A 24,155-nucleotide genomic window follows, 5' to 3' on the forward strand; every position below is an offset into this window, starting at 1 on the left:
TTCGACTCGGCCCAGCGTACGGGGACCGGGTAGCGGCGAACAACGCGTAACAGGAGTGTCATACACCTTTCATCCACCGTCCCGCGGACGGGAGTCGAGAGCCCTTAGGACAGCTTTAGACCCCAGGGTGAGGCTGGCGCTCCGCCGACCGGACCGAGGAGCCCACCGTGACCGTACCCTGCGACCTCCTGACCGATGCCGTCCAGTGGCGATTGCCTCTCGGAGACACGCAGGAACTCCATGTGGCGCTGCCCAGCGGCGAGTTGGGGCTGCGCCGGCAGGACCTGTTCGTGGCGGGCCCGCCCGGCGGTGAACTGCGCGTGGTGTGCGAGTACCGCGGCGGCGGCAAACCCGACGGGCCCGGCGACACCGGTGACGGGTTCGGGCCCGGCTGGACGCCGTCGCGGGGCGCGGGATCCGACGCGCGCGGCCGCCGGGCGGTGCTGTCGCGCGACGCCGACGGGCGGGTCACGGCGGTGCTCGATCCGCTGGGCGCGCGGGCCGCGGCGTTCGCGTACGACGGGGACGGGCGGCTGGTGCGGCACACCGACGCGGGCGGTCACGACACCGGCTACCGGTGGGACGCGGCGGGCCGGCTCGCCGGTCTGCTGCTGCCCGACGGCGGCGCCGTCGACATCGCGTACGACCCCGCGGGTGCCGTGGCGGAGGTCACCTGGGAGGGTCCGCGGGGGCCCGCCCGGGTCCGCTTCGGGTACGCGCCGGGGCGGGTCACGGTGACCGACGCCGTGGGCCGGGTGACCGTGCAGGCCTTCGACGCCGAGGACCGGCCGCTGTCGGTGACCGGCCCGGCCGGGGAGCTCGCCCGCTGGTCGTGGGACGAGCACGGCCGGCTCGCCGCGGCCACCGACGCCACCGGGCACACCACCCGCTACGCCCACGGCCCACAGGGGCAGTTGACGGAGCTGACGCTGCCGACGTCGGCGCGCTCCACGGCCGCGTACGACGACCCGGACCACCCCGCGCTGGCGACCGCGTTGCGCGACCCGGCGGGCGACACGCTGCTCCTCGCCTACGACGCGCAGGGGCGCCTCGTCACCACCGGCGCGCCCGGCCGGTCGGCGCCCGTGGACCGGCGTGCCTACGATCCGGGCCACGGCGGGCTGCTCTCCCTCACGGACGGCAAGGGCGACACGACCGGCTTCGAGTACGACGCGGACGGCCTGCTCACCGCGGTCGCGCCGCCCGCGCCGCTGGGCCGCACCGTCCTCCACCGCGACGGCCTGTCCCGGATCACCGCGGTGACCGCGGGCAACGGGCGGCGCACCGGCTACCGGCACGACGCGTCGGGCCGGCTCACCGAGGTGCGTGACGAGGACGCGGGCGACGTCCTGCTGACCCTGGTCCACGACGCGCTGGGCCGGGTGGTCCGCAAGGCGGGCGCGGGCTGGTCGTACGACTTCACGTGGGTGCGCACGCAGGCCGGCAGCCGCCTGGCCGCCGCGGTCCGCACCGAGGGCGCGGACCGCGACGAGGTACGCCTGACGTACGACGCGGCGGGCGCCCCGCTGTCCGTGACGACGGCGGGCGGCACCACCCGCTACACCTACGACGCGGCGGGAGCGCCGGCCACCGTCACCGGCCCGTCGGGGCTGACCGTCCGCCTCACGCACGACGCGGCGGGCCGCCCCGTCCGCCTCGACACCGGCCCGGCCGTGCAGGAGATCGGCTATGACGCGTCGGGCCGCCGCACCTCGCTGGTGGTGCGCGGCCGGGACGGCGCGGAGCTGCTGCGCGCGGCCTACGACTACGCGCTGCCGGACGGCACCGACACCGACGTGCTGCGCTCCGCGACCGTCGACGGTGAGACCACGGCGTACGCGTACGACGGCCTGAAGCGGCTGGTGCGGGCCGGTGACGTCACGTACTCCTACGACGACGCGCACCATCTGGTCCGGCTCGGCTCGATCGACTTCACCCTCAACGCGGCGGGCCAGGTGGTGCGGTTCGGGGAGACGGAGTTCGGCTACGACGGCGCGGGCAACTTCACCGACGAGGTGAATCCGACCGGCTCCTTCAGCTACAGCCCCACGAACCAGACGCTGGCCGGCGTCTTCGGCGGGCAGCTGGTCGCCGAGATGCGCTACGACGCGCTCGGCCAGGAGATGCCCCGCCGGATCACCGAGACCGCGCTCGACGGCCGCACCGTCACGCACGTGTTCACCTACACACCGCTCGGTATCGCGCGCGTCCTGGACGACGGGGTGCCCACCGACGTCGTGCGCGCCCCCGACGGCACCCTGCTCGCCGTGCTCACCGCGGACGGCCGGCACTACTGGACCGTCACCGACCAGCAGGGCTCGGTCCTCGCCCTGCTCGACGAGGACGGCCGTGTCGCGGCCCGCTACGGCTACACCCCGCACGGCGCCGTGACGGCCGGCGGCGACGCCGCGGCGGCCTGCCCCTTCCGCTACCGGGGCGCCTACCAGCTGCTGCGCAGCGCCCACCTGCTCGACCACCACTTCTACAACGGCTTCTGGGGCCGCTTCACGCAGCCCGACCCGACCGGGCTGCAGTACGCGCCGTACACGTTCGCGGACAACGACCCGGTGAACACCGGGACCTGGACGCGGCACGGCGTGTGGGCCGTCGTGGCCCGCGGCGGTGACGTGCGCGGCTTCTTCCCCCGCCCGCCGGGTCCGGGCAGGCCCGGCGCCGCCGTGTTCGACGTGACCGGCCCCGGGGTGACACCCGACCGGCAGCCGCTTCTCGCCGGGCAGCCGGCGCGGCGCGCCCTGTTCACCCCCTGACCCCCCTGGTTCCTCAGCCCCGTCCCGACGCGTCACCCCATCGAGAAAGGCATCCACCATGGCGGACCAGATCGTGCTGCGCGTGCCCAAGGAAGTCGTCGTCAAGGTCGTCGACGACGTGCACAACCTGGAGGACCCGCAGATCGGGCAGGGCGGCACCTTCGACGACGAGCTGTACGACGAGACCGGCCAGCTGATCGGCACCTCGCACGGCACCTTCACCATCAAGTACGTGCGCCCCGGCGACGACGGGCTGCTCACCTACTACTCGGAGGACATCACCCTGGAGGACGGCACCATCCACGCCGAGGGGTGGGCCGACTTCCACGACGTGCGCACCAGCGAGTGGGTGTTCTACCCGGCGACCGGGACGAGCGGCCGCTACGCGGGCCTGACCGGCTTCCGCAAGTGGCGGATGACCGGGGTCCGGGCGTCGGCCGAGGCACGGATCCTGCTCTCCGACTAGTCGCGGCCCCCAAGGAGGAACGGCACATGTCCCAGCAGGACGTGCACATTCTGTCGGCGGCCTCGACCTTGCCCGGGCCGGCGGTGGACAACGCGGCGCTGGCCCGCCGGTTCGGCATGGACGCGCTGTGGGAGCAGTGGGTCGAGGCGTTCATCGGCACCCGGTCGCGGCATCTCGCCCTCGACCTGGAGTCGGGCCGGCTCACCGGCACGCTCGCGGACCTCGCGGAGGAGGCCGGCCGCAAGGCGCTGAAGGCGGCCGCGCTCGCGCCCGGCGACATCGACGCGGTGGTGCTGGGCACCGCGACCCCGGACCGGCTGATGCCCGCCACGGTCAACGTGGTCGCCGACCGGCTCGGCATCGACAAGGTCCGCAGTTTCCAGCTGCAGTCGGGCTGCTCGGGCGCCGTGCAGGCGCTCGACGTGGCCCGGCAGCTGGTGCTCGGCGGCGCCGCCCGCCGGGTCCTGGCCCTCGGCGGTGACGTCATCGCCCGGTTCTACGACGTGACGACCGACCTGCGCCGCGCGGACCCGGCCGAGCTGGTCAACTTCGTGCTGTTCGGCGACGCGGCGGGCGCCGCCGTCGTGTCCGCCGAGCCGGGCCCCGGGTCGGCGGCGGTGCGGGCCCTGTTCACCCGGCTCGTCGGGCTCGGCCGGGAACCGGGCGCCGTCCTGGAGTGGTTCGGGCCCGCCGACCGGGACAGCGACCGGCCGGCCGCCACCGAGGACTACAAGGCGATCGAGGAACACGTGCCCCGGATGACCGAGGAGGTGCTCCACGAACTCCTCGCGGACACCGGCTGGCGCCCTGAGGACGTGGGTCTGCTGCTGCCACCGCAGCTGTCGGGCCGGATGACCCGGCTGATCAGCGACCGGCTCGCGCTGCCGGCGGCGCACGACGTGTCGGTGGTCGACGACGCGGGCAACTGCGGCAACGCCATCGTCTTCCTGCAGCTGGAGCGGGCCCTGGCCGAACTCAACGCTGGCGAGCGCGCGTTGGGGATCTCCATCGAGTCCAGCAAGTGGCTCAAGGCGGGCTTCGCGCTGGAGGGGAGCGCCCCGTGACCCAGGACGCCTCGGCCGAACTCGCCGCACTGCACCGCGACGGCCTGCTCGCCGCCCGTTACCCGCGTGTGCGCGGCCTGTTGGCGGAACTCGACGACGCGGGCCTGGCCCGCGCGGGCCATCTGCTGGCCCGGCTCGACGCCGACGAGGTGCTGGCCGCCCACCCCGACACGCCCGCACCGCTCGTCGCCGTGACCGGGCACGGGACCCTGTCCGCGTTGCCGCCCGCGCTCACCGCGCAGGCCGCCCGGCACGGGCTCCTCGCCCGGGTGGAGCTGTCGGACTTCGACAGCTGGGTCTTCGACCTCGTCAGCCCGGACAGCGCCCTGTACTCGCGCCGCCCGACGTTCGTGCTGTGCCTGCTGGACGCGGCCCTGGTCGCCGACGAGCTGCCGCTGCCGTGGACGGCCGAGGACGCCGAGCGGGTTCTCGGTCAAAAGGTCGACCTGGTGGAGCGGGCGGCGGAGGTTTTCACGCGGGCCGCGCCCGGCGCCACCCTGGTCCTCAACACGCTGCCGCTGCCACGGGAGCTGACCGCGCAGCTCGTCGACCTGCGCTCGCGCGCCCGGCTCGGCGCCGCGTGGCGGGAGGCCAACGCCCGCCTGCTGCGGCTGGCCGAGCGGTGGCCGCAGACCGTCACCGTGGACCTCGACCCGCTGCTCGCCGAGGGGCTGCCCGCCCGCGACGTACGGCAGAGCGTGTACGCGAAGGCGCATCTGTCGCCGGAACTGCTCGCCGCGTACGCGCGGGAAGTGGGCCATCTGCTACGCCAGTCGTCGGGCGGCGGCAAGAAGGTGCTCGCCCTCGACCTGGACGGAACGCTGTGGGGCGGCGTCCTCGGCGAGGCCGGCCCGGAGGGCATCGAGGTGGCGGGCGGCTATCGCGGGGAGGCGTTCCAGCGCTTCCAGCGGGTGGCCCGGCAGCTGTCCGCGCAGGGCGTGCTGCTGGCCGCGGTCAGCAAGAACGACCTGGAGCCGGTCGTGAAGGTGCTGCGCGACCATCCCGAACTGGCGCTGCGCGAGGCGGACTTCGTGCAGGTGCGGGCCGACTGGCGGCCCAAGCACGAGAACCTTACGGAGCTCGCCGCGGACCTGAACCTGTCCGTGGACAGTGTGGTGTTCGTCGACGACAGCTCCTTCGAGCGCGGTCTGGTGCGCCGGGAGCTGCCGGGCGTCGCCGTGGTCGCGGTGGGTGACGAACCGGCCCGGCACGTCGGGGACCTGCTGCGCGACGGCTGGTTCGACGTACGGGAGCTGACCGCGGAGGACCGGGCCCGGCCCGCCCGGTACCGGCAGGAGCGGGCGCGCCGGGACTTCCTGGACGACTTCGACTCCCTGGAGGGCTATCTGCGGGAGCTGGGCGTCACGGTGACGGTGGCGCCCGCCACGGCCGGGCAGCTGGCCCGGGTCTCCCAGATCACGCTGCGCACCAACCAGTTCAACCTGACCACCGAGCGGCTGCAGACCGCTGACGTGCAGGCGCTCTCGCAGGCGTCCGACGCGGACGTCCTGGCGATCGCGTCCGGCGACCGGTTCGGGGACAACGGCCTGGTCGGCGCGGTGCTGCTGCACCGCGACGGCGACACGGTGCGCGTGGACAACTTCCTGCTGAGCTGCCGGGTGTTCTCGCGCGGCATCGAGCAGGCGGTCCTGGCCGCCGTGCTGGCGGACGCCCGGGCCACGGGCGCCCGGCAGGTCCTCGGCCGCTATGTGCCGAGCGCGAAGAACGGCAAGGTCGCCGACTTCTACCCGCGCTCCGGCTTCACCGCGGTGCCCGGCCCGGGCGACGGGCCGGGGGAGCTGTTCCGGCACGACCTGGCCCAGGTGCCCGAGCCGCCGGAGCACATCCGTCTGACCGCGAGGCTGCGGCCCGAACCCGGAGGGAACGACACCCCGTGAATTCCATCGACGACTTCGTGGCCCTGCTGCGCGACGAACTCGCCCTGTCCGTCACCGTCGACGACATCGGCCTCGGCTTCGACGCGGTCCCGTCATGGGACTCGGTGCACCTGCTGTCGGTGTGCACGATCCTGGAGCGGGAGACGGGCCGGTCGCTGGCGCTCTCCGAGGTCCTTCAGGCGCCGTCCTTGGAGGCCGTCTACCGTCTGGCGACCACGTCGTGAGCGCGCCGCGCGTCGGCGAACCGGTGCCCCGGCAGCGCCGGCACACGCTGTTCTTCCAGGAGGTGATCCGGGAGTTCGCGCCGGTCTTCCTGGACACCGAGGTCGACATGAGCGCGGTCCGCGCGCATCGGACGGCGGCCCTGGAGGCCGACGGGGTGCGGTACGCGACGACCGCGTACGTGCTGCACGCGGTGGGCGGGGTGCTGGCCAAGCACCCGGAGGCGAACGCGGCGGTGAGCGGCCCGCCGTGGCGGCCCCGCGTCGCCCGCTACCCGTTCGTCAGCGGCAAGCTCACCCTGGACCGCACGCTGGGGGGTCACCGGGTGGTGCTCGGCACGGTCGTGCCGGATCTGCACGAGGCCCGGCTGGCCGACATCCAACGCCACTTGGAGCGGGTGCGGGAGAGCGATCCGCAGCGGGCCCCGGAGTTCGAGGGCATCCGGGCGCTGCACCGGGGCGCGCTGCTCGCGGCCCGGCGGCGGTTCCGGCGGGCCGCCCGCTCGCTGGCACTGCGGCCGCATCTGACCGGCACGGTCGCGGTGACGTCGCTCGGCCACCGGGCGGTGGACTCCTTCCAGTCGGTGGGCGGCACGACGCTGACGTTCGGCGTGGGCAGGGTCATCGACCGGCCGGTGGTGCGCGACGGGGAGGTGACCGTGGCGCCCGTGCTGCGGCTCAGCCTCTGTTTCGACCACCGGGTGATCGACGGGGCCGAGGCGGCGGACGTGCTGACCGAAGTCAAGGAAGCGCTGGAGAGCGTATGAACGACGTCGCGGAGCTGAAGAACTTCGTGGTGGCCCACACCCGTTCGCAGGGCCTGCCGCCGGAGCACTACGACCCGCTGCTCGCCCGCGTCCGTGACGACGGCGACGGTACGCCGGGGTCATGGGTGCGCGAGTGGAGCGCCGAGGCGGACCGACTGGCCGGGGAGGGCCGGCTGCTCGACGCCTGTGTGCACTACAACATGGCCCGCTTCCCGTTCGTGGACGGCCCGGCCCGGCAGGGCGCCCTTGAGCGCTGCACCGAGGCGTTCGACGCCTGGCGCGCGGCGGCGTTCCCGGCGATCGAGCGGCTCGACGTGACGCTGCCCGTGGGCCGGGTGCGCTGCTGGACGGTGGGACTGGACGCCGCCGAGCCGCGGCCGCTGCTGGTGATGACCGGCGGCATCGTCTCGGTCAAGGAGCAGTGGGCGCCGGTCCTGACCCAGATCGGCGACCTCGGTTTCGCGGGCGTCGTCACGGAGATGCCGGGCGTCGGCGAGAACACGCTGCCCTACGACGCGGACGCCCCCGGCATGTTCTCCGCGCTGCTGGACGCGGTCGCCGGCCGCGCGGACGTGTCCCGTACGTATGCGCTGGCGCTGAGCTTCAGCGGGCATCTGGCGCTGCGTGCCGCGCTGCGCGACGACCGGATCCGGGGTGTGGTGGGGGCGGGTCTGCCGGTGCGCGACTTCTTCACGGACACCGGCTGGCAGCGGCACGTGCCGCGGGTCACCACCGACACCCTCGCGCATCTCACCGGCACCGCGCCGGACAAGGTGTACGACGTGATCCGGGACTGGGCGCTGACCGGGGACGAACTGGCGGCGCTGCGGGTGCCGGTGGCCCATGTGACCAGTTTGCGCGACGAGATCATCCCGCCGGCCGACGCCCGCCACCTGCGCGAGGAGGTGCGCGGGATACGGCTGCTGGCCCACGACGACGTGCACGGCTCACCGTCGCACTTCGCCCAGACGCGGCTGTGGACGCTGCTGTCGGTGCTGCGGATGCGCGGCGGGTACGGGACCGAACGTGCCGCCCTGACACGGGAGTTCGCCCGGCTGCGCTACGGCGGGGGGCGGTCCGCGTGAGCGAGATGCTGCTTGACGGCGGCACCCGGTGTCTGCGCAACGTGCTGGGGCGGTTCGCGACCGGCGTGGTCGCCGTGGCCGCGACCGACCCGGCGGACGACACGCGGGCGGGCCTGGTGGCGAACTCGTTCTGCTCGGTGTCGCTCGAACCGGCCCTGGTGTCCTTCTGCGTCGCGCACACCAGCGGCAGCTGGCCGCGCATCCGCGCGGCCGGGCTGCTCGGGATCAGCATCCTGGGGGCCGGGCAGAAGGAGGCGGCGAACCGGCTCGCGGCGTCGGGCACGGACAAGTTCCGCGGCCTGCCCTGGACCCGCTCGCCGGGCGGGACACCCGTCCTGGAGGGCTCGCTGGCCTGGCTGGAGTGCTCGGTGGAGGCGGAGCACCCGGCCGGGGACCACACCATCGTGGTGACGCGGGTGCGCGCCCTGGACGCGACGGCGGACGGCGAGCCGCTGCTGTTCTACCGCGGTGCCTTCGGCGGGTTCAGTCGCTGACCCGCTCCTCGTCCGTGCCCGTGCCGAAGGCGCGCAGGAACGTCTCGACGCCGGCCGTCACGACCTCGGTGACCTGCTCCGGGTCGAGCGGGCGGGTGCCGAGGGCGCTCATGCCCGGCAGTTCGTCGTAGATGAGGGCGATGAACTGGTTGGCGGCCCGGACGGGGTCCTCGATGCGCAGGTGCCCGGCGTTCGACAGGCGGGCGAGCCGGCCGGCGAGGGCCTCGGTGAACTGGTCGGGCCCGCTGGCCCGGACGGCGTCGAACAGGTCGGGGAAGCGCACGGCCTCCGCGTACAGGAGCCGGCGCACCGCCTCGGAGCGCTCGTCGCAGTAGCAGTCGACGAGCTTGTGCGCGACGTCCTGGAGGCCGGGCCGCAGGCCCTCGGGGTCGGTGGGGAAGTCCTGCAGGACGTGCAGCGTCTTGGCGTTGGAGCCGGCTGCCGTCTCGGTCATGACGTGCCGGAACAGGTTCTCCTTCGAGCCGAGGTGGTTGTAGATCGTCGGCTTCGAGACGCCCGCCTCGGTGGCGATCATGTCGAGGCTCGCCTGGGTGTAGCCCACGCGTGCGAAGACGCGCAGCGCCGCGTCCACGATCGCCCTGCGCTTGTCCATGCGCCCCCGCTCGGCGGGGACGGCTGCGGTCTTCTCGCTCTCGCCAACGTTCATACGGCCATGCTACCGTGCCAGCCACAGAATTTAACTACCCAGTTCAATTCGCCGTGTGAGTTAGTTAAAAGGAGTTGCTGTGTCTGTAACGAAGGCGGAGGAGACCGGACCCGCCCGGCTCGATGCCGCACTGGTCACCGTGGTGGGCGTGATGGTGCTCGGCGGGATGATGTCCTACCTGGACGCGACCATCGTCAACGTCGGGATCAGCACGCTCGGCGGCGAGTTCCACGCACCCCTGTCCACCATCGAGTGGGTCACCACCGGCTATCTGCTGGCCGTCGCGCTCGCGATCCCGGTGGCCGGCTGGGCCACGGTCCGCTTCGGCGCCAAGAAGATGTGGCTGCTCGGTCTGACCCTGTTCCTCGCGGGCTCCGCGCTGTGCGCCCTGGCCTGGAACGCGGAGAGCCTGATCGCCTTCCGCGTCCTGCAGGGGCTGGGCGGCGGCATGGTCGACCCGATCATGATGACCGTGGTGGCGACCGCGGCGGGCCCGGAGCGGATGGGCCGGGTGATGGGCCTGATCTCGGTGCCGATCACGCTCGGCCCGGTCGTCGGCCCCATCGTGGGCGGTCTGCTCCTGGAGAACCTCTCCTGGGAGTGGATGTTCCTGGTGAACATCCCCTTCGCGCTCGCCGCGATCGTCCTCGCGATCCGGGTGCTGCCCGCCGACCCGCCGCGCGGCTCCGAGCCGGTGCCGCTGGACGCGCTCGGCGTGGCCCTGCTGAGCCCCGGCTTCGCCGCGCTCGTCTACGCCCTGTCCCAGGCGGGAGCGCACGGCTTCGGCGGCACCACCGTCGTCATCGGGCTCGTCCTCGGACTCGCCCTGTTCGTCGGCTACACCGTGCACGCGCTGCGTACCAGCAAGACCCCCCTGCTCGACGTGCGGCTGTTCTCCAGCAAGGGCTTCTCGGCGAGCGTGGCCACGATGTTCCTGCTCGGCGGCGGCCTGTTCTCGCTGCTGTTCCTGCTCCCCCTGTACTACCAGCAAGTGCACGGGCACAGCGTGCTGGAGTCCGGCCTGCTGCTCGCGCCGCTCGGGCTCGGCACCCTGATCGGCATGCCGGTCGCCGGCAACCTCGCCGACAAGCTCGGCGCCAAGCGGCTGGTGCCCGTCGGGGCCCTGCTGATCGGGGCCGGGGCGCTGGTGTTCACCCAGTCCGACGCGGACAGCTCCCAGGTGGCGCTGACGGTGGCACAGCTCGCCGCGGGCTTCGGCATGGGCCTGGTCGGCGCGCCCACGATGGGCTCGGTGTACCGGACCGTGCCCGGCGAGGCCGTCGCCGGCGCGACCGGCGCGGTGTTCATCCTCAACCAGATCGGGGCGTCCCTGGGCATCGCCGTCGTCGCGCTGCTGCTCCAGGGCGGCGGCGCGCACACCGCGCCCACGGCCGACTCCTTCGGCAACGCCTTCTGGTGGCCGGTCGCGGCGGCGGTCGTCGTCCTCGTCGCGGGCCTGCTGCTGCCGGGCAAGCCGCAGCCCGCGCCCGCGGCCGCACCGGCCGAGCCCGTGGCGGACCAGGCCTGACCTCCGCCCCCGATACCGCTGTGCCCGCCGGTCGATCCCCCGCGCCGGCGGGCACAGCCCCGGACCGACAGCCCCCGCGCACACAGGAGTTCTCCGATGAGCCGATCCGAGTCCCCGCTCGCCCTGTCCGTCCTCGACGTCGTCCCCGTCTTCGAGGAGGACTCCGCCACCCACGCGCTGCGGCGCACCGTGGCCCTCGCCCCGCAGGTCGAGGCGCTCGGCTACCGGCGGTACTGGGTCGCCGAGCACCACAACACGCCCTCCCTCGCCACGTCCGCGCCGGGCATCCTCATCGGCCGGCTCGCCGCCGCCACGACGACGCTGCGCGTCGGGTCCGGCGGGGTGCTGCTGCCCAACCACGCGCCGCTGGTGGTCGCCGAGCAGTTCGGCACGCTGGAGGCGCTGCACCCGGGCCGCATAGACCTCGGCCTCGGCCGGGCCCCCGGCACCGACCCGCTGACCGCCCGCGCGCTGCGCCGGGCGCCCGACCGCGGCGGCGACGACTTCGCCGGCCAGCTCACCGAGCTGAACGGCTACTTCGCGCCCGGCGACCCGGCCTCCGGCATCATCGCCGTACCGGCCGCGGACGGACGGCCCGACCTGTGGGCGCTGGGCTCCAGCCCGTCGAGCGCGCAGCTCGCGGGCGCGCTCGGGCTGCCGTACGCGTACGCGCACCAGATCAACCCGTACGCGACCCTGCCCTCGCTCGACGCCTACCGCAGCGCCTTCAGGCCCTCCCCGTACCTGGACCGGCCGCGGACGCTGATCGCCGCGCTCGCGACCGCGGCGGACAGCGACCGGGAGGCCTGGCGGGTCGCCGCCCCGTATCTCCTCGGCAAGATCCGGATGCGCCAGGTGCCGCGCTTCGACGCGTTCCCCTCGGCGGCGACCGCGGCCGCTCACACCTTCACACCGGCCGAGCGGACCTTCCTCGACGACCTCGCCGAGCCGCAGCTGATCGGCGGCCCGGACACCGTACGGCAGAAGCTGGACGCGCTCGTGGCGGCCACCGGCGCCGACGAGGTGATGGCCCTGACCGTCGTGCCCGACCAGGAGGAGCGGCTGCACTCCTTCCGGCTCCTCGCGCAGGCGGCGGCCCAGATCAAACCCGGCTCCGCCGAGAGCGTTTCAGCTCCGCTTTAGCCCGGCTGGCGACAGTTCCCTCGGTACTCGCACCCCTTCGCGCCATACGGAGCCCTCATGCATCCACGCCGGACCGTCCGCACCGCAGCCCTGCTCGTCCCGTTCGCGCTCGCCGTCGCCGGCTGCAGCAGCGGCGGCGGTACCGGCGCCGCCGGGGCTGCGGCGCCACGGTCCGGCGGCACGCTCACCTACGCCGCGGACCAGGAGCCGGACTGCTGGGACCCGCACGTCAGCGCGCAGGACGTGACGGCGTTCGTACAGCGTCCGGTCTTCGACTCGCTCGTCTACCAGACGCCGAACGGCGACCTGAAGCCGTGGCTGGCCACGAAGTGGACGATCGGCGACGGCGGCCGCACGTACACTTTCGCTCTGCGCAAGGACGTCACGTTCCACGACGGCACCCGCTTCGACGCGGCAGCCGTGAAGGCCAACTTCGACCACATCACCGCCAAGGGCACCCAGTCCCAGTACGCCGCCGGGCTGCTCGGCCCGTACCGCTCCACCACGCTCAAGGACCGGTACACGGTGCAGGTCCGCTTCAGCCGCCCCTACGCCCCCTTCCTCCAGGCCGCCAGCACCACCAACCTGGGCATCGCCTCCCCCGCCTCGCTCGACGACGGCAGCGACAAGCTGTGCGCGGGCACCGACTCGGTGGGCTCCGGACCGTTCAAGGCGGGCCGTTACGCGCGCGGGCAGCAGCGCGCCTACACCCGCAACGCCGCCTACGACTGGGCGCCGCAGGGCGCGGACCACTCCGGCCCGGCCCGCCTCGACCAGGTCACCGTCCGGTTCGTGCCGGAGGCGGCGACCCGGGTCGGCACGCTCACCTCCGGCCAGGTCGACGCGGCCGGCGCGCTGCCCGCCAACCAGTACGCGGCCGTCGCGCGCGACACACGCCTGGGCGTGCTGAAGAAGGCCACACCCGGCGCCGTCGACAGCTTCTACCTCAACACCAAGAGCCCGCTCTTCTCCGACGTGCGGGTGCGCCGCGCCTTCCAACGGGCCATCGACCTGGACGCGTTGGTGAAGTCCGTCTTCCTGGGTACCGGCACCCGCGCCTGGAGCACCCTCGCCCCCACCACCCCGCACAGCTACGACGCGTCGTTGGAGAAGACCTGGCCCGTCGACCGCGAACTCGCCGGGCGGCTGCTCGACGCGGCGGGCTGGACCGGCCGCGACGCCGAGGGCTACCGCACCAGGAACGGCGAGCGGCTCACCGTGCGCGCCCCCGTCTACGGGCAGCCGAGCGTGTTCGCGCAGGCGGTGCAGGGCGACCTGAAGAAGTCCGGCATCCGGCTCGACCTCGACGCCTCCACCGACGCCACCGAGGTGTCCGACCGGCTCGACAAGGGGCAGTACCACGTGGTGGAGACCGGCTGGGCGCGCGCCGACGGCGACATCCTCAGCCAGTTCTTCCTGTCCACCGAGACGTCGGTCGGCGGCGGCCACAACTTCGCGCACGTCGCGGACGAGCGGGTCGACCGGTGGCTGCACGCGGCGCAGGCCGCGCAGCAGCCGGCCGAACGCGCCGTGAACTACGCCGAGGTGCAGCGCTGGACGCTCCGTCAGGCCGTGGTCGTCCCCGCCTACGTGAACACCTCCGTCGTCGGCTTCAGCAAGAAGGTGCACGGTCTGCGGATGTCGATCTCGGCGTGGCCGGAGTTCTACGGCGCCTGGGTGGAGGGCCGATGACACCGCCGAAGCGCGCCCCGCTCGTGCTGCGCCACGCGGCCATCCGGCTCGGCTCCGCGCTCCTGGTCGTGTGGGCGGCGGCCACCTGCGCCTTCGTCGTCCTCCAACTGGTGCCGGGTGACCCGGTGAAGGCGATCGTCGGCTCCCACGCGCTGGTCGGCGCCGAGCAGCGCGACGCGATCCGCCACCAGTACGGCCTGGACCGGCCGCTGCCGCTGCAGTACCTGGGCCATCTGGGGCAGCTGGCCAGGGGCGAGCTCGGCGACTCCTACCAGTTGCAGCAGCCGGTCGGGCAGGTCCTGGCCGACCAGCTCGGGCCGACCGCCCAGCTCGCCCTGTGGTCGACGATCACGGCCGTCCTGCTCGCCGTCGCCGTCACCCTGCTCACCACCGGGCGCGCCCGCTGGCCGCGCCGGCTGTCCTCGGTCATCGAGCTGGTCGTGGTCTCCACGCCCTCGTTCTGGCTGGGCATCCTGCTGCTGACGGTGTTCTCGTTCCGGCTGGGCTGGCTGCCGGTCGCCGACTCCGGTGACGCGCGGTCGCTGGTGCTGCCGGTGCTGACGCTGGCCCTGCCGATCGCGGCCGTACTCGCCCCGGTGCTGCGCGAGGGGCTGCTCGGCGCGCTCGACCAGCCGTTCACGCTGACCGCCCGGGCGCGCGGCCTCGCCGAGCATCGGGTGCGCTCCCGGCACGCGCTGCGGCACGCGGCCCTGCCCGCGCTGACCCTGGCCGGCTGGTTCACCGGGACCCTGCTGGGCGGCGCCGTCGTCGTCGAGAACGTCTTCGCACGGCCCGGCATCGGCCGGGTCACCCTGCAGGCCGTCGCCGACCGCGATCTGCCGGTGATCCAGGGCGTGGTGGCCCTGTCGGCGGTCGTGTTCGTCGTGGTCGCCGCGCTCGTCGACCTGGCGTACGCCGTGGTGGACCCGCGCCTGCGCAAGGAGACCGGGGTGAGCGCTGCCTGATGTCGACATCACGCCACGAGACGAGGAGCCGGCCGCGCCCCACGCCGCGCGCGGCCGCCGCGGCCGCCGCCGCGCTCGTCCTCGCCGTCATCCTGCTCGCGGCCGTCGCGCCGCAGTTCCTCGCGCCCGACGACCCGGCCGCCACCGAGCCCGCGCGGGCGCTGCTGCCGCCGGACGGCCACCACTGGTTCGGCACCGACCAGTTGGGCCGCGACGTGTTCGCCCGGGTCGTCCACGGCACCCGCTACTCGCTGGCGATCGGCGCCGCCGCCACCGGTGTGGGCATGGGCCTCGCCGTCGTCTGGGGACTCGGCGCCGCGCTGCTGGGCCGGTTCGGGGACGCCGTGCTGATGCGCGCCGCCGACGCCCTGCTCGCCCTGCCCGGGCTGCTGCTCGCGCTGCTCGTCGTCCTGATCACCGGCAAGGGGGTGCTCGGCACCACGCTGGCCGTCGCCGTCGGCACGGCTCCCGGGTTCGCCCGCGTGGTGCGCTCCCAGGCCCTCGTCGTGCGTCGCTCCGACTATGTCGAGGCGGCCGTCGGGCTCGGGGTGCCGCGCCCGCTCGTCGTCGTACGGCACATCGTCCCCAACACGGTCGGCCCGCTCCTGGTCCTCGCCACGGTGACGCTCGGCGCGTCCATCTCCACCGGTGCGGCGCTCAGTTACCTCGGGCTCGGCGCCCAGCCGCCGACGCCCGAGTGGGGCGCCATGCTCACCGAAGGGCAGGGCTACCTCGCACAGGCCTGGTGGATCGCCCTGTTCCCCGGTCTGCTGCTCGTCGGCACCGTCCTCGCCGTGACCGTCCTGGGACGCCATGCGCAGGCCCGCTCGGAAGGGCGGTCCCCGCGATGACCGGCACCGCGCTGTTCGACGTCGACGGGCTCGACGTGCGGTTCGGGTCCGGCCCGGCCGCCGTGCACGCCGTACGCGGCGTCTCCCTCAGCCTCGCCTCGGGCCGCTGCCTGGCCGTGGTCGGCGAGTCGGGGTCCGGCAAGAGCGCCCTGGCGCGCAGCCTCCTCGGTCTCGCCGGGCCGACCGCGCACGTCACCGCGCGCCGGCTGCGCCTCGACGGCCAGGACGCCCTCTCCTTCGGGCCGCGCGAGTGGCGTTCGGTGCGCGGCCGCCGTGTCGGCCTGGTCGCGCAGGACGCCCTCGTCGCCCTCGACCCGCTGCGCCCGGTCGGCCGTGAGATCGCCGAGCCGCTGCTCACCCACCGTCTCGCGACCCGCCGCGAGGCACCGGACCGGGTCGTGCACCTGCTGGAACGTGTCGGGGTGCCCGAGCCCCGTGAGCGTGCCCGCTCCTACGTCCACCAGCTGTCCGGCGGGCTGCGCCAGCGCGCCCTGATCGCCTCGGCCCTGGCCGCGGGGCCCGGCGCCCTCATCGCCGATGAGCCGACGACCGCGCTCGACGCCTCCGTCCAGGCCCGCATCCTGGAACTCCTCGGCGCCCTCAAGGAGGACGGCACGGGGCTGCTCCTGATCAGCCACGACCTCGCGGTCGTGGAGGCGCTCGCCGACGACATCGCCGTCATGCACGCGGGCGAGATCGTCGAGCACGGCAACGCCACCGATGTCCTGCACTCGCCCCGACACCCCTACACCGAAAGCCTGTTGGCGGCCGTCCCGGGGCGCGGCCGGCCGCCCCGCCGCCCCGGTCCCGCCCCGCGGACCGGCGCCCCGCTGCTCGAAGTGACCAGCGTCGCCAAGCAGTTCAGGGCGGCCCGCGGTGTGCGGCGCACCGCCGTGCACGACGTCTCCCTGACCCTGCACCCGGGCGAGACCCTCGCGATCGTCGGCGAGTCCGGTTCGGGCAAGTCGACGCTCGCCCGGATCGTCCTCGGCCTGCTCACGCCGGACGCCGGACAGGTACGGCTCGCGGGCGAGCCGTGGAGCGGGCTGCGCGAGCGCGAGCGCCGCCCGCGCCGCGGCACCCTGCAGCTCGTCCCGCAGGACCCGCTCAGCGCCTTCGACCCGCGCTGGAGCGTGGCCCGCATCGTCGGTGAGGCGCTCGCCACCGCGGGCACACCCCGTCAGGAGCGGCGCGCGGAGACGCTGCGGCTCCTGGAGCAGGTCGGGCTCGGCGAGAACCACCTGGAGCGCAGGCCGCTCGCCCTGTCCGGCGGCCAGCGCCAGCGCGTCGCCATCGCCCGGGCCCTCGCGCCCCGCCCGCGGCTGCTCGTGTGCGACGAACCAGTGTCCGCGCTCGACGTGTCCGTGCAGGCCCAGGTGCTGCGGCTGCTGCGCTCGCTCCAGCGGGAACTCGGTCTGGCCACCTTGTTCATCTCCCACGACCTCGCCGTCGTACGGGAGATCAGCGAACGCGTCCTCGTCATGAAGGACGGCCGCGTCGTGGAGAGCGGCCCCGTCGACGAGGTGTTCGCCGGGCCCCGGCACGCCTACACACGGGCCCTGCTGAACGCCGTGCCCCGCCCGCGGCGCGGCGACCACGTCGGGGAGCTCTCATGATCCCGCGTCCCGCCGGCACCCGCGCGCACCGGCCAAAGGACAGCTTTAGATCCGGCCAATCGGCGACTGTCAGCCTCGGCATGCCCGTTCCCTCCCACCCAGGAGCGCGAGACCATGCCGCAGTCCTCACCGTCGGGCGCCACCGCCCGGAAACTGCCGTCCCTGACGGGACTTCGCTTCATCGCCGCCTGCCTCGTGTTCGTCTTCCACGTCACGTTCCTGCCGTCCCGCTACATCGGCGGCGGACTCGGGGACGTCCTCGGCGACATCCTGGCCAAGGCCGGCTTCTACGGCGTCTGTTTCTTCTTCGTCCTCAGCGGGTTCGTGCTGACCTGGTCGGCACGGACCGACGACACGGCCCCGCGGCTGTGGCGGCGCCGCCTGGTCAAGATCTACCCCAACCATCTGGTCACCTTCGTCCTGGCCGCGGTCCTCATGACCGTCGCCGCCGAGCGGATCAGCGGCGGGCAGGCGCTGGCGAACCTGTTCCTCGTCCAGACCTGGCTCCCGGACCTGGCCACCGCCAACTCGATGAACGCGGTGAGCTGGTCACTGGCCTGCGAGGCCTTCTTCTACCTGGCGTTCCCGCTGCTGCTGCGCGCCGTGAAGGCGGTCCCCGCCCGGCTGCTGTGGCCGGCCGTCGCCGTCGTGGCGGCCCTGATGATCGCCGCGCCGCTGGTCGCCCGCTCCACGCTCTCCGGTGCGAGACTTCCGGGCATCGCCGACGGCACGTACTCCTTCGAGCAGATCTGGTTCGTGTACTTCTTCCCGCCGGTGCGGGCCCTGGAGTTCGTCCTCGGCATGCTGCTGGCCCTGATCGTGCGCGCGGGCCGCTGGCCGCGCGTCTCCCTCGCCCCGGCCCTCGCCATCGCGGTCGCCGGGTACGTCGTCGTCTCCTACGTCCCGTATCTGTTCTCCGTGGCCGGGTCGACCGCACTGTGGCTGGCCCCGCTGGTCGCGGCGGCCGCCCTCGCGGACGCGGACGGGCGGCGCTCGCCGCTGCGCGGCCGGGTCCTGGTGCGGCTGGGCGAGGTCTCGTTCGCGTTCTACATGGTGCACGGCCTGGTCGTCACATACGGCCACAAGTGGCTCGTGCTGGACGCCAGTTGGTCGCCGGCGGCCGGCCTCGGGCTGGCCCTCGCCGCGTTCGCGGTCTCGCTGGCCCTGGCCCACGCCCTGTTCAGCTGGGTGGAGACCCCGCTCGTGAACCGCTTCTCCACACCCCGGACGCGCCCCCCGGTGGCCCCCACCCCGGTCCCGGCCGCCCCCAAAGTCCTGGAGGTCAGGGAATGACCGAGACGACCGAGACCGCGCCCGCGCCGGCCGCCGAGCTGCCCGCGTACCCGCTGCCCCGCGGCTGCCCCTACCACCCGCCGGCCGGCTACGACCGGTACACCGAGGACGGGCCCGTGTCCCGGGTGCGGCTCTACAACGGGCGGCAGGTGTGGGCGGTCAGCGGGCATGCCGAGGCGCGGCAGGTGCTCCTGGACGCGGCCACGTTCTCCTCGGACCGGGTCCATCCGCACTTCCCGGCGCTCGCGCCCCGCTTCGAGTCGGCACGCAAGGTGCGCAACTTCATCGGGATGGACCCGCCGGAGCACACGGTGCAGCGGCGGATGATGCTGTCCAGTTTCACGGTGAAGAAGGTCGCGCTGCTGCGGCCGCGGATCCAGAAGGTGGTCGACGACCTCCTCGACCGGATCGAGGAGCGGGGCCCGGTGGCGGATCTGGTGCCGGACTTCGCGTTGCCGGTGCCGTCCATCGTGATCTGCGAACTGCTCGGTGTGCCCTACGACGACCACGCGTTCTTCGAGCACCAGTCGCGCCGCGTCGTCACCGGGTCGACGAGCCTGGAGGAGAGTGCGGCGGCGTTCGGCGAGCTCAGCCGCTATCTGGACGGGCTGATCCGGCAGAAGCAGGCGACGCCGGGTGACGGTCTGCTGGACACGCTGATCGCCGAGCAGGTCGACGCCGGTGCCCTGACGCGGCGCGAACTGGTGGACATCGCGCTGTTGTTGCTCGTCGCGGGCCACGAGACCACCGCGAGCGCCATCGCGCTCGGCGTCCTGACGCTCCTGGATAACCCGGACCAGCTAGCGGCGGTGCGCGCGGACGCGGCGCTGCTGCCGACCGCTGTCGAGGAGTTGCTGCGGTTCATGGCGATCGCCGACGGGGTGGCCCGGTTCGCGACGAAGGACACCGAACTGGCCGGGCACCGTGTCCGCGCGGGCGACGGGGTGGTCGTGGTGATCTCCACGGCGAACCGGGACGAGCTGGCCTTCGCCGGGTCGGACACGTTCGACGTGACGCGCGGCGCCCGGCACCACATCTCGTTCGGTCACGGGGTGCACCAGTGCATCGGCCAGAACCTGGCGCGCGCCGAGATGGAGATCGCGCTGAGCACCCTGTTCCGCCGGCTGCCCGGGCTGCGGCTCGCGGTGCCGTCGCAGCGGCTGCCCGTGAAGGAGCCCGGCGGGGTGCAGGGCGTGTGGGAACTGCCCGTCACATGGTGACCACCCGGGGCGGGTGGTCGGGAGAGGAAGTGCGTCGTATGCGCATCACGGCGGACTCGGACCGGTGCCTGGGCGCGGGACAGTGCGTGCTGTCCGCACCCGACCGGTTCGACCAGTCGGAGGAGGGAACCGTGCTCGTACTCGACGCACGGGTGGCCGACGAGGCCGACGAGACACGGCTCCGCGAGACGGTGTCCCTGTGCCCGTCACAGGCGATCGCCCTGCTCGCGGACGACTCGCCCACCGCGAACGCCGCGCCGGGCGGTACCACCGGGCCGGACGGGGCCACGAACGCCGGGCCCGACGGGGCCGACCGGACCGTCGGGACTGTCGCGGACGCCGCACCCGCCGGGCCCGGTGGAGCCGGTGCCCACGCCACGGGTGCCGCGGACGCTGGGAACGCCGCGACCGGCGAGGGCGACCGGGCCGTCGGGGCTGCCGGGGCCGGTGGAGCCGGTGCCCACGCCACGGGCATCGCGGGTGCCCGGTCCGTTGGGAAGGGGGGCTGACATGCCGGTGACCGGACGGCTGGTTGATGCGGTCGGTGAGCACCGTGGGCCGCTGCTCGATGTGCGTCGGCTGCCGCCCGTGCCGGGTGTGCGGGTGCGTGAGGAGCGGGTGCCCGGGCCGCCCGGCGGGCCCGATGTCCGGGTGCGGGTCTACCGTCCGGACGACACGGCGGCGGCGCTGCCCGCGGTCCTGTGGATTCACGGCGGCGGTTTCGTCCTCGGCGATGTCGACGCTGTGCACGGCAGCGCGGCCCAGGCCGCGGCGCACGCCTCGGCGGTCGTGGTCGCGGTGAGCTACCGGCTCGCCCCGGAGGCCCGCTATCCGGCGGCCCTCGACGACTGCTATGCCGCGCTGTCCTGGCTGGCCGGCAACACGGGCCCGCTGGGCGTCGACCCGGGGCGGCTCGCGGTGGCGGGGGCCAGTTCGGGCGGGGCGCTCGCCGCCGGTACGGCGCTGCTCGCCCGGGACCGGGGCGGTCCGCCGCTGGTGTTCCAGCATCTGAGCACGCCGGTCCTGGACGACCGCCTGGACAGCGGTTCCATGACGGCGTTCACGGACACCCCGGTGTGGAGCCGGCGCCTGGCGGAGGAGAGCTGGCAGCTGTATCTGGGCCATCTGCTGGGCAGCGCCCCGGTGTACGCGGCGCCGGCCCGGGCCGAGGACCTGTCGGGTCTGCCGCCCGCGTACATCTCGACGGCGCAGTTCGATCCGCTGCGCGACGAGGGCATCGAGTACGCGCTGCGGCTCGCCCGCGCGGGCGTGCCCGTGGAGCTGCACAACTTTCCCGGCCAGTACCACGCGTTCGGGGAGGCCTCCGATCCGCGCGAGCTGCGCAGGATCGGTGCCGAGCACCTGGAGGCACTGCGCCGGGGGCTGCACCCGTGACCGGCGCCGCACCCGCGGTGCTGCGGGTGGGGGTCGGGTTCCTCAATCTGGCGCCGTCGCCCGAACGCGCGGACGCCGAGGCGCTGTTCACGGAGCTGCTCGAGGACGCCGTGTGGGCGGACGGGGCCGGTTTCGACGGGCTGTGGGTCACCGAGCACCACTTCTCGACGTACAGCCTCACCTCGTCGCCGCTGCTGTTGCTGGCGCAGGTGGCCGCGCTGGCACCGCGGTTGCGGATCGGCACGTCCGTGCTGGTGCTGCCGTTGTGGGACCCGGTGCGGCTGGCGTGCGACGTGTCGACGCTGGACGTGCTGTCGGGCGGCCGGCTCGACCTGGGGATCGGCCGGGGCTACCAGCCGCACGAGTTCCGGGTGTTCGGCCGGGAGCCGGACGACAGCCGGGCCCGCTTCGAGGAGACGGCGCTGGTCCTGCGGAAACTGCTGAGCGAGCGGGACGCCTCCTTCACGGGCGCCTTCCACCGGATCGACGCCCCGGCCACCGTGCTGCCCCGGGTCGCGCAGCGCCCCCATCCGCCGGTGTGGGCGGCCGCCCTCAGCCCGGACTCGGTGGCCTTCGCCGTCCGCGAGGGCTTCCACTTCATGGTGAACGCGGCGATGCCCGAGCCCGCCGTCCTGGACCACTGCCGGGCGGTGCGCCGTTCCCTGGCGGCCGCGGAGGTGCCCGCGGCCGATCGCGAGATCGCCGTGAACCGTTTCGTTTACGTCGGTACGGACCCGGCGACCCGGCACCTGGCCGTGCGTGAGGTGGCCCGGCAGCTGGCGACGTCGCAGGCGCTGGCCGAGGGCGGTGTGCCGCTCGGCGGCGCGGCGCCGTACCCGAGGGCCGAGGAGTTGAGCGAGGAGGAACTCGCCGCGGCGGAGGCCCTGTTGGTGGCCGGTTCGGCGGACGAGGTGACGCGGCGGCTGGCGCGGCTCACGGACGTCGGGGTGTCGTACGTCATCGCCGGTTTCCGGTTCGGCCGCTTCCCGTCGCAGGCGGCGCGGGAGTCGATGCGGGTCTTCGCCGAGGACTGCCTGCCCCGGCTGTCCGCCTGAGAGCCGCCTGCGTACCCGCCCCGGTGGCGCCGTGCCGCCGGGGCTTTCGGTGTGCCCTGGCCCCGCCCGGCACGGCTTTAGCGTGCCGAAAGACCACCGTTAGGCGGCGCGCGGACGCTGGCCGGGCGTGATCCCGCAGAAGGAACACGGCGCGGCCGTCGGGTCCGTGCCGTCGTCGACGAGGGAGCCGGTAGCCCACGATGCCCACAGATCCCACTGCCCCCGCCGCCCGGCCGCCCGCTGAGACGCCCCTCGCGTCGTCGGCGTCCGGCGTCCCGATCGCCGTCGTCGGCGCGGCCTGCCGGCTGCCCGGTGCCCCGGACGTCGCCGCGTTCTGGGAACTGCTCGACCGGGGCGCGGACGCGGTGGGCGAGGCGCCGGACGGCCGGGAGCTGGGGGATGCCCCCCGGTTCGGGGCGTTCCTCGACGACGTCGACCGGTTCGACGCGGCGTTCTTCGGCATCGGGCCGCGCGAGGCGGCGGCGACGGACCCGCAGCAGCGGCTGCTCCTGGAGCTGGGCTGGGAGGCGCTGGAGAACGCCCGGATCGTCCCCGCGGACCTGGCCGGCACCCGCACCGCCGTGTTCGCCGCCGCCATCTGGGACGACTACGCGGCGCTGCACCACCGCCAGGGCGCGGCCGCGGTCGGCCGGCACACCATCACCGGCCTGAACCGGGGCGTCCTCGCGAACCGTCTCTCGTACGTGCTGGGTCTCAACGGGCCGAGCCTGACCGTGGATTCGGCCCAGTCGTCGTCGCTCGTGGCGGTGCACCTGGCCTGCGAGAGCCTGCGCCGCGGCGAGTCGGACGTGGCGATCGTGGGCGGGGTGAACCTGGTCCTGGGCCCGGCGAGCGCGGCCGCGAGCGCCACGTTCGGCGCGCTGTCGCCGGACGGCCGCTGCCGCACCTTCGACGCGGCGGCCAACGGGTACGTGCGCGGCGAGGGCGGCGTCGCCGTCGTCCTGAAGCCGCTGGCGGCGGCGCTCGCCGACGACGACCCGGTGCTGTGCACGCTGCTGGGCAGCGCGGTCAACAACGACGGTGCGTCCGCCGGTCTCACCGTGCCCGACCGGGCGGCCCAGGAGGCGGTGATCCGCGAGGCCCACGCCCGCGCGGGCACCACTCCGACGGCGGTGCGGTACGTCGAGCTCCACGGCACGGGCACACCGGTCGGCGACCCGGTCGAGGCCGCCGCGCTCGGCGCCGCCCTGGGTGCGGAACGTGCGGCGGCCGGGGCGCCGCCGCTGCTCGTCGGCTCGGTGAAGACGAACGTGGGGCATCTCGAAGGCGCGGCCGGCCTGGTCGGCCTTCTCAAGACCGCCCTCGCCGTCCACCACGGCCGCCTGCCCGCGAGCCTCAACTTCCGTACGCCGCCCGCCTCCATCCCGCTGGCCGAGCTGGGCCTGGAGGTCGTGACGGAGGGCCGTGCCTGGCCCCGGCAGGACGACGAGCCGCTGATCGCGGGGGTCAGCTCGTTCGGCATGGGCGGCACCAACTGCCACGTCGTCGTGGGCACTTGGGCGCCCGCCGACGCCCGCCCCGCGCCCGCCGTGCCCTCCGGCCCGCTGCCGTGGCTCGTCTCGGGCCGCGGCGACGACGCGCTGCGCGGGCAAGCGGCACGGCTGCGCGACCACGTCCGGACGCTCGCCGCCGCCACCGGGGAGCGCCCGCTCGACACCGCGCACGCCCTCGCCACGACCCGCACCCACTTCGAAGACCGCGCCGTCGTGCTGGCCGCCGACCACGACACGGCCGCGGCGGCACTGACGGCGCTGGCCGAGGGCCGGCCACATCCGACGGTGGTACGGGGGCAGGCCACGACCGCCGGCGGCGGGACGGCGTTCGTGTACTCCGGGCAGGGCAGTCAGCGCTCGGGGATGGGACGTGAACTGTACGAGACCTACGGAGAGTTCGCCGCCGCCTTCGACCAGGTGTGCGCGGCCTTCGACCCCCACCTCGACCGCTCG

General features: G+C 74.2%; 21 protein-coding genes. 20 read left to right on the forward strand and 1 reads right to left on the reverse strand.

Annotated elements, in window-relative coordinates:
- The first annotated feature begins 167 nt into the window (after window positions 1-167).
- Genes ABZ920_RS22200 through ABZ920_RS22235 form a run of 8 tightly spaced genes read left to right on the forward strand, consistent with a single transcriptional unit; the run spans window position 168 to window position 8,763 of the window.
- Window positions 168-2,768 carry an RHS repeat protein gene (locus tag ABZ920_RS22200; protein WP_361507601.1) on the forward strand — a complete coding sequence of 867 codons (2,601 nt, stop codon included), beginning with the start codon at window positions 168-170 and terminating at the stop codon, window positions 2,766-2,768.
- Window positions 2,769-2,826: 58 nt separating this feature from the next.
- Window positions 2,827-3,234: a hypothetical protein gene (locus ABZ920_RS22205; RefSeq protein WP_361507604.1), complete on the forward strand. Its 408-nt coding sequence runs from the start codon at window positions 2,827-2,829 to the stop codon at window positions 3,232-3,234.
- Between the two features lie 26 nt (window positions 3,235-3,260).
- Entirely contained in the window at window positions 3,261-4,298 is a 1,038-nt protein-coding gene (locus ABZ920_RS22210; protein WP_361507607.1) for a 3-oxoacyl-ACP synthase III family protein, read from the forward strand.
- Window positions 4,295-6,196, forward strand: a complete 1,902-nt coding sequence (locus ABZ920_RS22215; protein ID WP_361507610.1) for an HAD-IIIC family phosphatase — start codon at window positions 4,295-4,297, stop codon at window positions 6,194-6,196. Before ABZ920_RS22210 ends, ABZ920_RS22215 begins: the two co-directional genes overlap by 4 nt.
- Complete coding sequence (locus ABZ920_RS22220; protein WP_361507613.1) at window positions 6,193-6,420, forward strand: acyl carrier protein; 228 nt, start codon at window positions 6,193-6,195, stop codon at window positions 6,418-6,420. The genes ABZ920_RS22215 and ABZ920_RS22220 overlap by 4 nt, the downstream gene beginning before the upstream one ends.
- Window positions 6,417-7,184 carry a 2-oxo acid dehydrogenase subunit E2 gene (locus ABZ920_RS22225; RefSeq protein ID WP_361507616.1) on the forward strand — a complete coding sequence of 256 codons (768 nt, stop codon included), beginning with the start codon at window positions 6,417-6,419 and terminating at the stop codon, window positions 7,182-7,184. The genes ABZ920_RS22220 and ABZ920_RS22225 overlap by 4 nt, the downstream gene beginning before the upstream one ends.
- A complete protein-coding gene (locus ABZ920_RS22230) occupies window positions 7,181-8,269 on the forward strand; it encodes an alpha/beta hydrolase (protein WP_361507619.1) in 1,089 nt (362 codons plus the stop codon). Before ABZ920_RS22225 ends, ABZ920_RS22230 begins: the two co-directional genes overlap by 4 nt.
- Window positions 8,270-8,274: 5 nt before the next feature.
- Window positions 8,275-8,763: a flavin reductase family protein gene (locus tag ABZ920_RS22235; protein ID WP_361507670.1), complete on the forward strand. Its 489-nt coding sequence runs from the start codon at window positions 8,275-8,277 to the stop codon at window positions 8,761-8,763.
- Here ABZ920_RS22235 and ABZ920_RS22240 read toward each other — a convergent pair.
- Window positions 8,753-9,430 carry a TetR/AcrR family transcriptional regulator gene (locus ABZ920_RS22240; RefSeq protein ID WP_361507622.1) on the reverse strand — a complete coding sequence of 226 codons (678 nt, stop codon included), beginning with the start codon at window positions 9,428-9,430 and terminating at the stop codon, window positions 8,753-8,755. The genes ABZ920_RS22235 and ABZ920_RS22240 overlap by 11 nt on opposite strands.
- Before the next feature lie 79 nt (window positions 9,431-9,509).
- Here ABZ920_RS22240 and ABZ920_RS22245 point away from each other — a divergent pair, with 79 nt between their 5' ends.
- The 12 genes from ABZ920_RS22245 to ABZ920_RS22300 all read left to right on the forward strand — a co-directional run.
- Window positions 9,510-10,958 carry a DHA2 family efflux MFS transporter permease subunit gene (locus tag ABZ920_RS22245; protein WP_361507625.1) on the forward strand — a complete coding sequence of 483 codons (1,449 nt, stop codon included), beginning with the start codon at window positions 9,510-9,512 and terminating at the stop codon, window positions 10,956-10,958.
- 96 nt (window positions 10,959-11,054) lie between these two features.
- Entirely contained in the window at window positions 11,055-12,101 is a 1,047-nt protein-coding gene (locus ABZ920_RS22250) for an LLM class flavin-dependent oxidoreductase (RefSeq protein ID WP_361507628.1), read from the forward strand.
- A gap of 57 nt (window positions 12,102-12,158) precedes the next feature.
- A complete protein-coding gene (locus ABZ920_RS22255) occupies window positions 12,159-13,793 on the forward strand; it encodes an ABC transporter substrate-binding protein (protein ID WP_361507631.1) in 1,635 nt (544 codons plus the stop codon).
- Window positions 13,790-14,758, forward strand: a complete 969-nt coding sequence (locus ABZ920_RS22260; protein WP_361507634.1) for an ABC transporter permease — start codon at window positions 13,790-13,792, stop codon at window positions 14,756-14,758. Before ABZ920_RS22255 ends, ABZ920_RS22260 begins: the two co-directional genes overlap by 4 nt.
- A complete protein-coding gene (locus ABZ920_RS22265) occupies window positions 14,758-15,609 on the forward strand; it encodes an ABC transporter permease (protein WP_361507637.1) in 852 nt (283 codons plus the stop codon). Before ABZ920_RS22260 ends, ABZ920_RS22265 begins: the two co-directional genes overlap by 1 nt.
- Window positions 15,606-17,225, forward strand: a complete 1,620-nt coding sequence (locus ABZ920_RS22270) for an ABC transporter ATP-binding protein (RefSeq protein ID WP_361507640.1) — start codon at window positions 15,606-15,608, stop codon at window positions 17,223-17,225. Before ABZ920_RS22265 ends, ABZ920_RS22270 begins: the two co-directional genes overlap by 4 nt.
- A gap of 114 nt (window positions 17,226-17,339) precedes the next feature.
- Window positions 17,340-18,518, forward strand: coding sequence for an acyltransferase (locus ABZ920_RS22275; protein ID WP_361507643.1), 1,179 nt, complete (start codon window positions 17,340-17,342; stop codon window positions 18,516-18,518).
- A complete protein-coding gene (locus ABZ920_RS22280) occupies window positions 18,515-19,738 on the forward strand; it encodes a cytochrome P450 (protein WP_361507646.1) in 1,224 nt (407 codons plus the stop codon). Before ABZ920_RS22275 ends, ABZ920_RS22280 begins: the two co-directional genes overlap by 4 nt.
- Window positions 19,739-19,776: 38 nt before the next feature.
- Window positions 19,777-20,247, forward strand: coding sequence for a ferredoxin (locus tag ABZ920_RS22285; RefSeq protein ID WP_361507649.1), 471 nt, complete (start codon window positions 19,777-19,779; stop codon window positions 20,245-20,247).
- A gap of 1 nt (window position 20,248) precedes the next feature.
- On the forward strand, window positions 20,249-21,133 hold the full coding sequence (locus tag ABZ920_RS22290) for an alpha/beta hydrolase (protein WP_361507652.1): 885 nt from the start codon (window positions 20,249-20,251) through the stop codon (window positions 21,131-21,133).
- Window positions 21,130-22,188 carry an LLM class flavin-dependent oxidoreductase gene (locus ABZ920_RS22295; RefSeq protein WP_361507655.1) on the forward strand — a complete coding sequence of 353 codons (1,059 nt, stop codon included), beginning with the start codon at window positions 21,130-21,132 and terminating at the stop codon, window positions 22,186-22,188. The genes ABZ920_RS22290 and ABZ920_RS22295 overlap by 4 nt, the downstream gene beginning before the upstream one ends.
- 200 nt (window positions 22,189-22,388) lie before the next feature.
- A partial coding sequence (locus tag ABZ920_RS22300) for a beta-ketoacyl synthase N-terminal-like domain-containing protein (protein ID WP_361507658.1) occupies window positions 22,389-24,155 on the forward strand: 1,767 nt, incomplete at its 3' end.

Origin of the sequence: Streptomyces sp. NPDC046831 (genome assembly GCF_040645305.1) — a bacterium.
Lineage (GTDB): Bacteria > Actinomycetota > Actinomycetes > Streptomycetales > Streptomycetaceae > Streptomyces.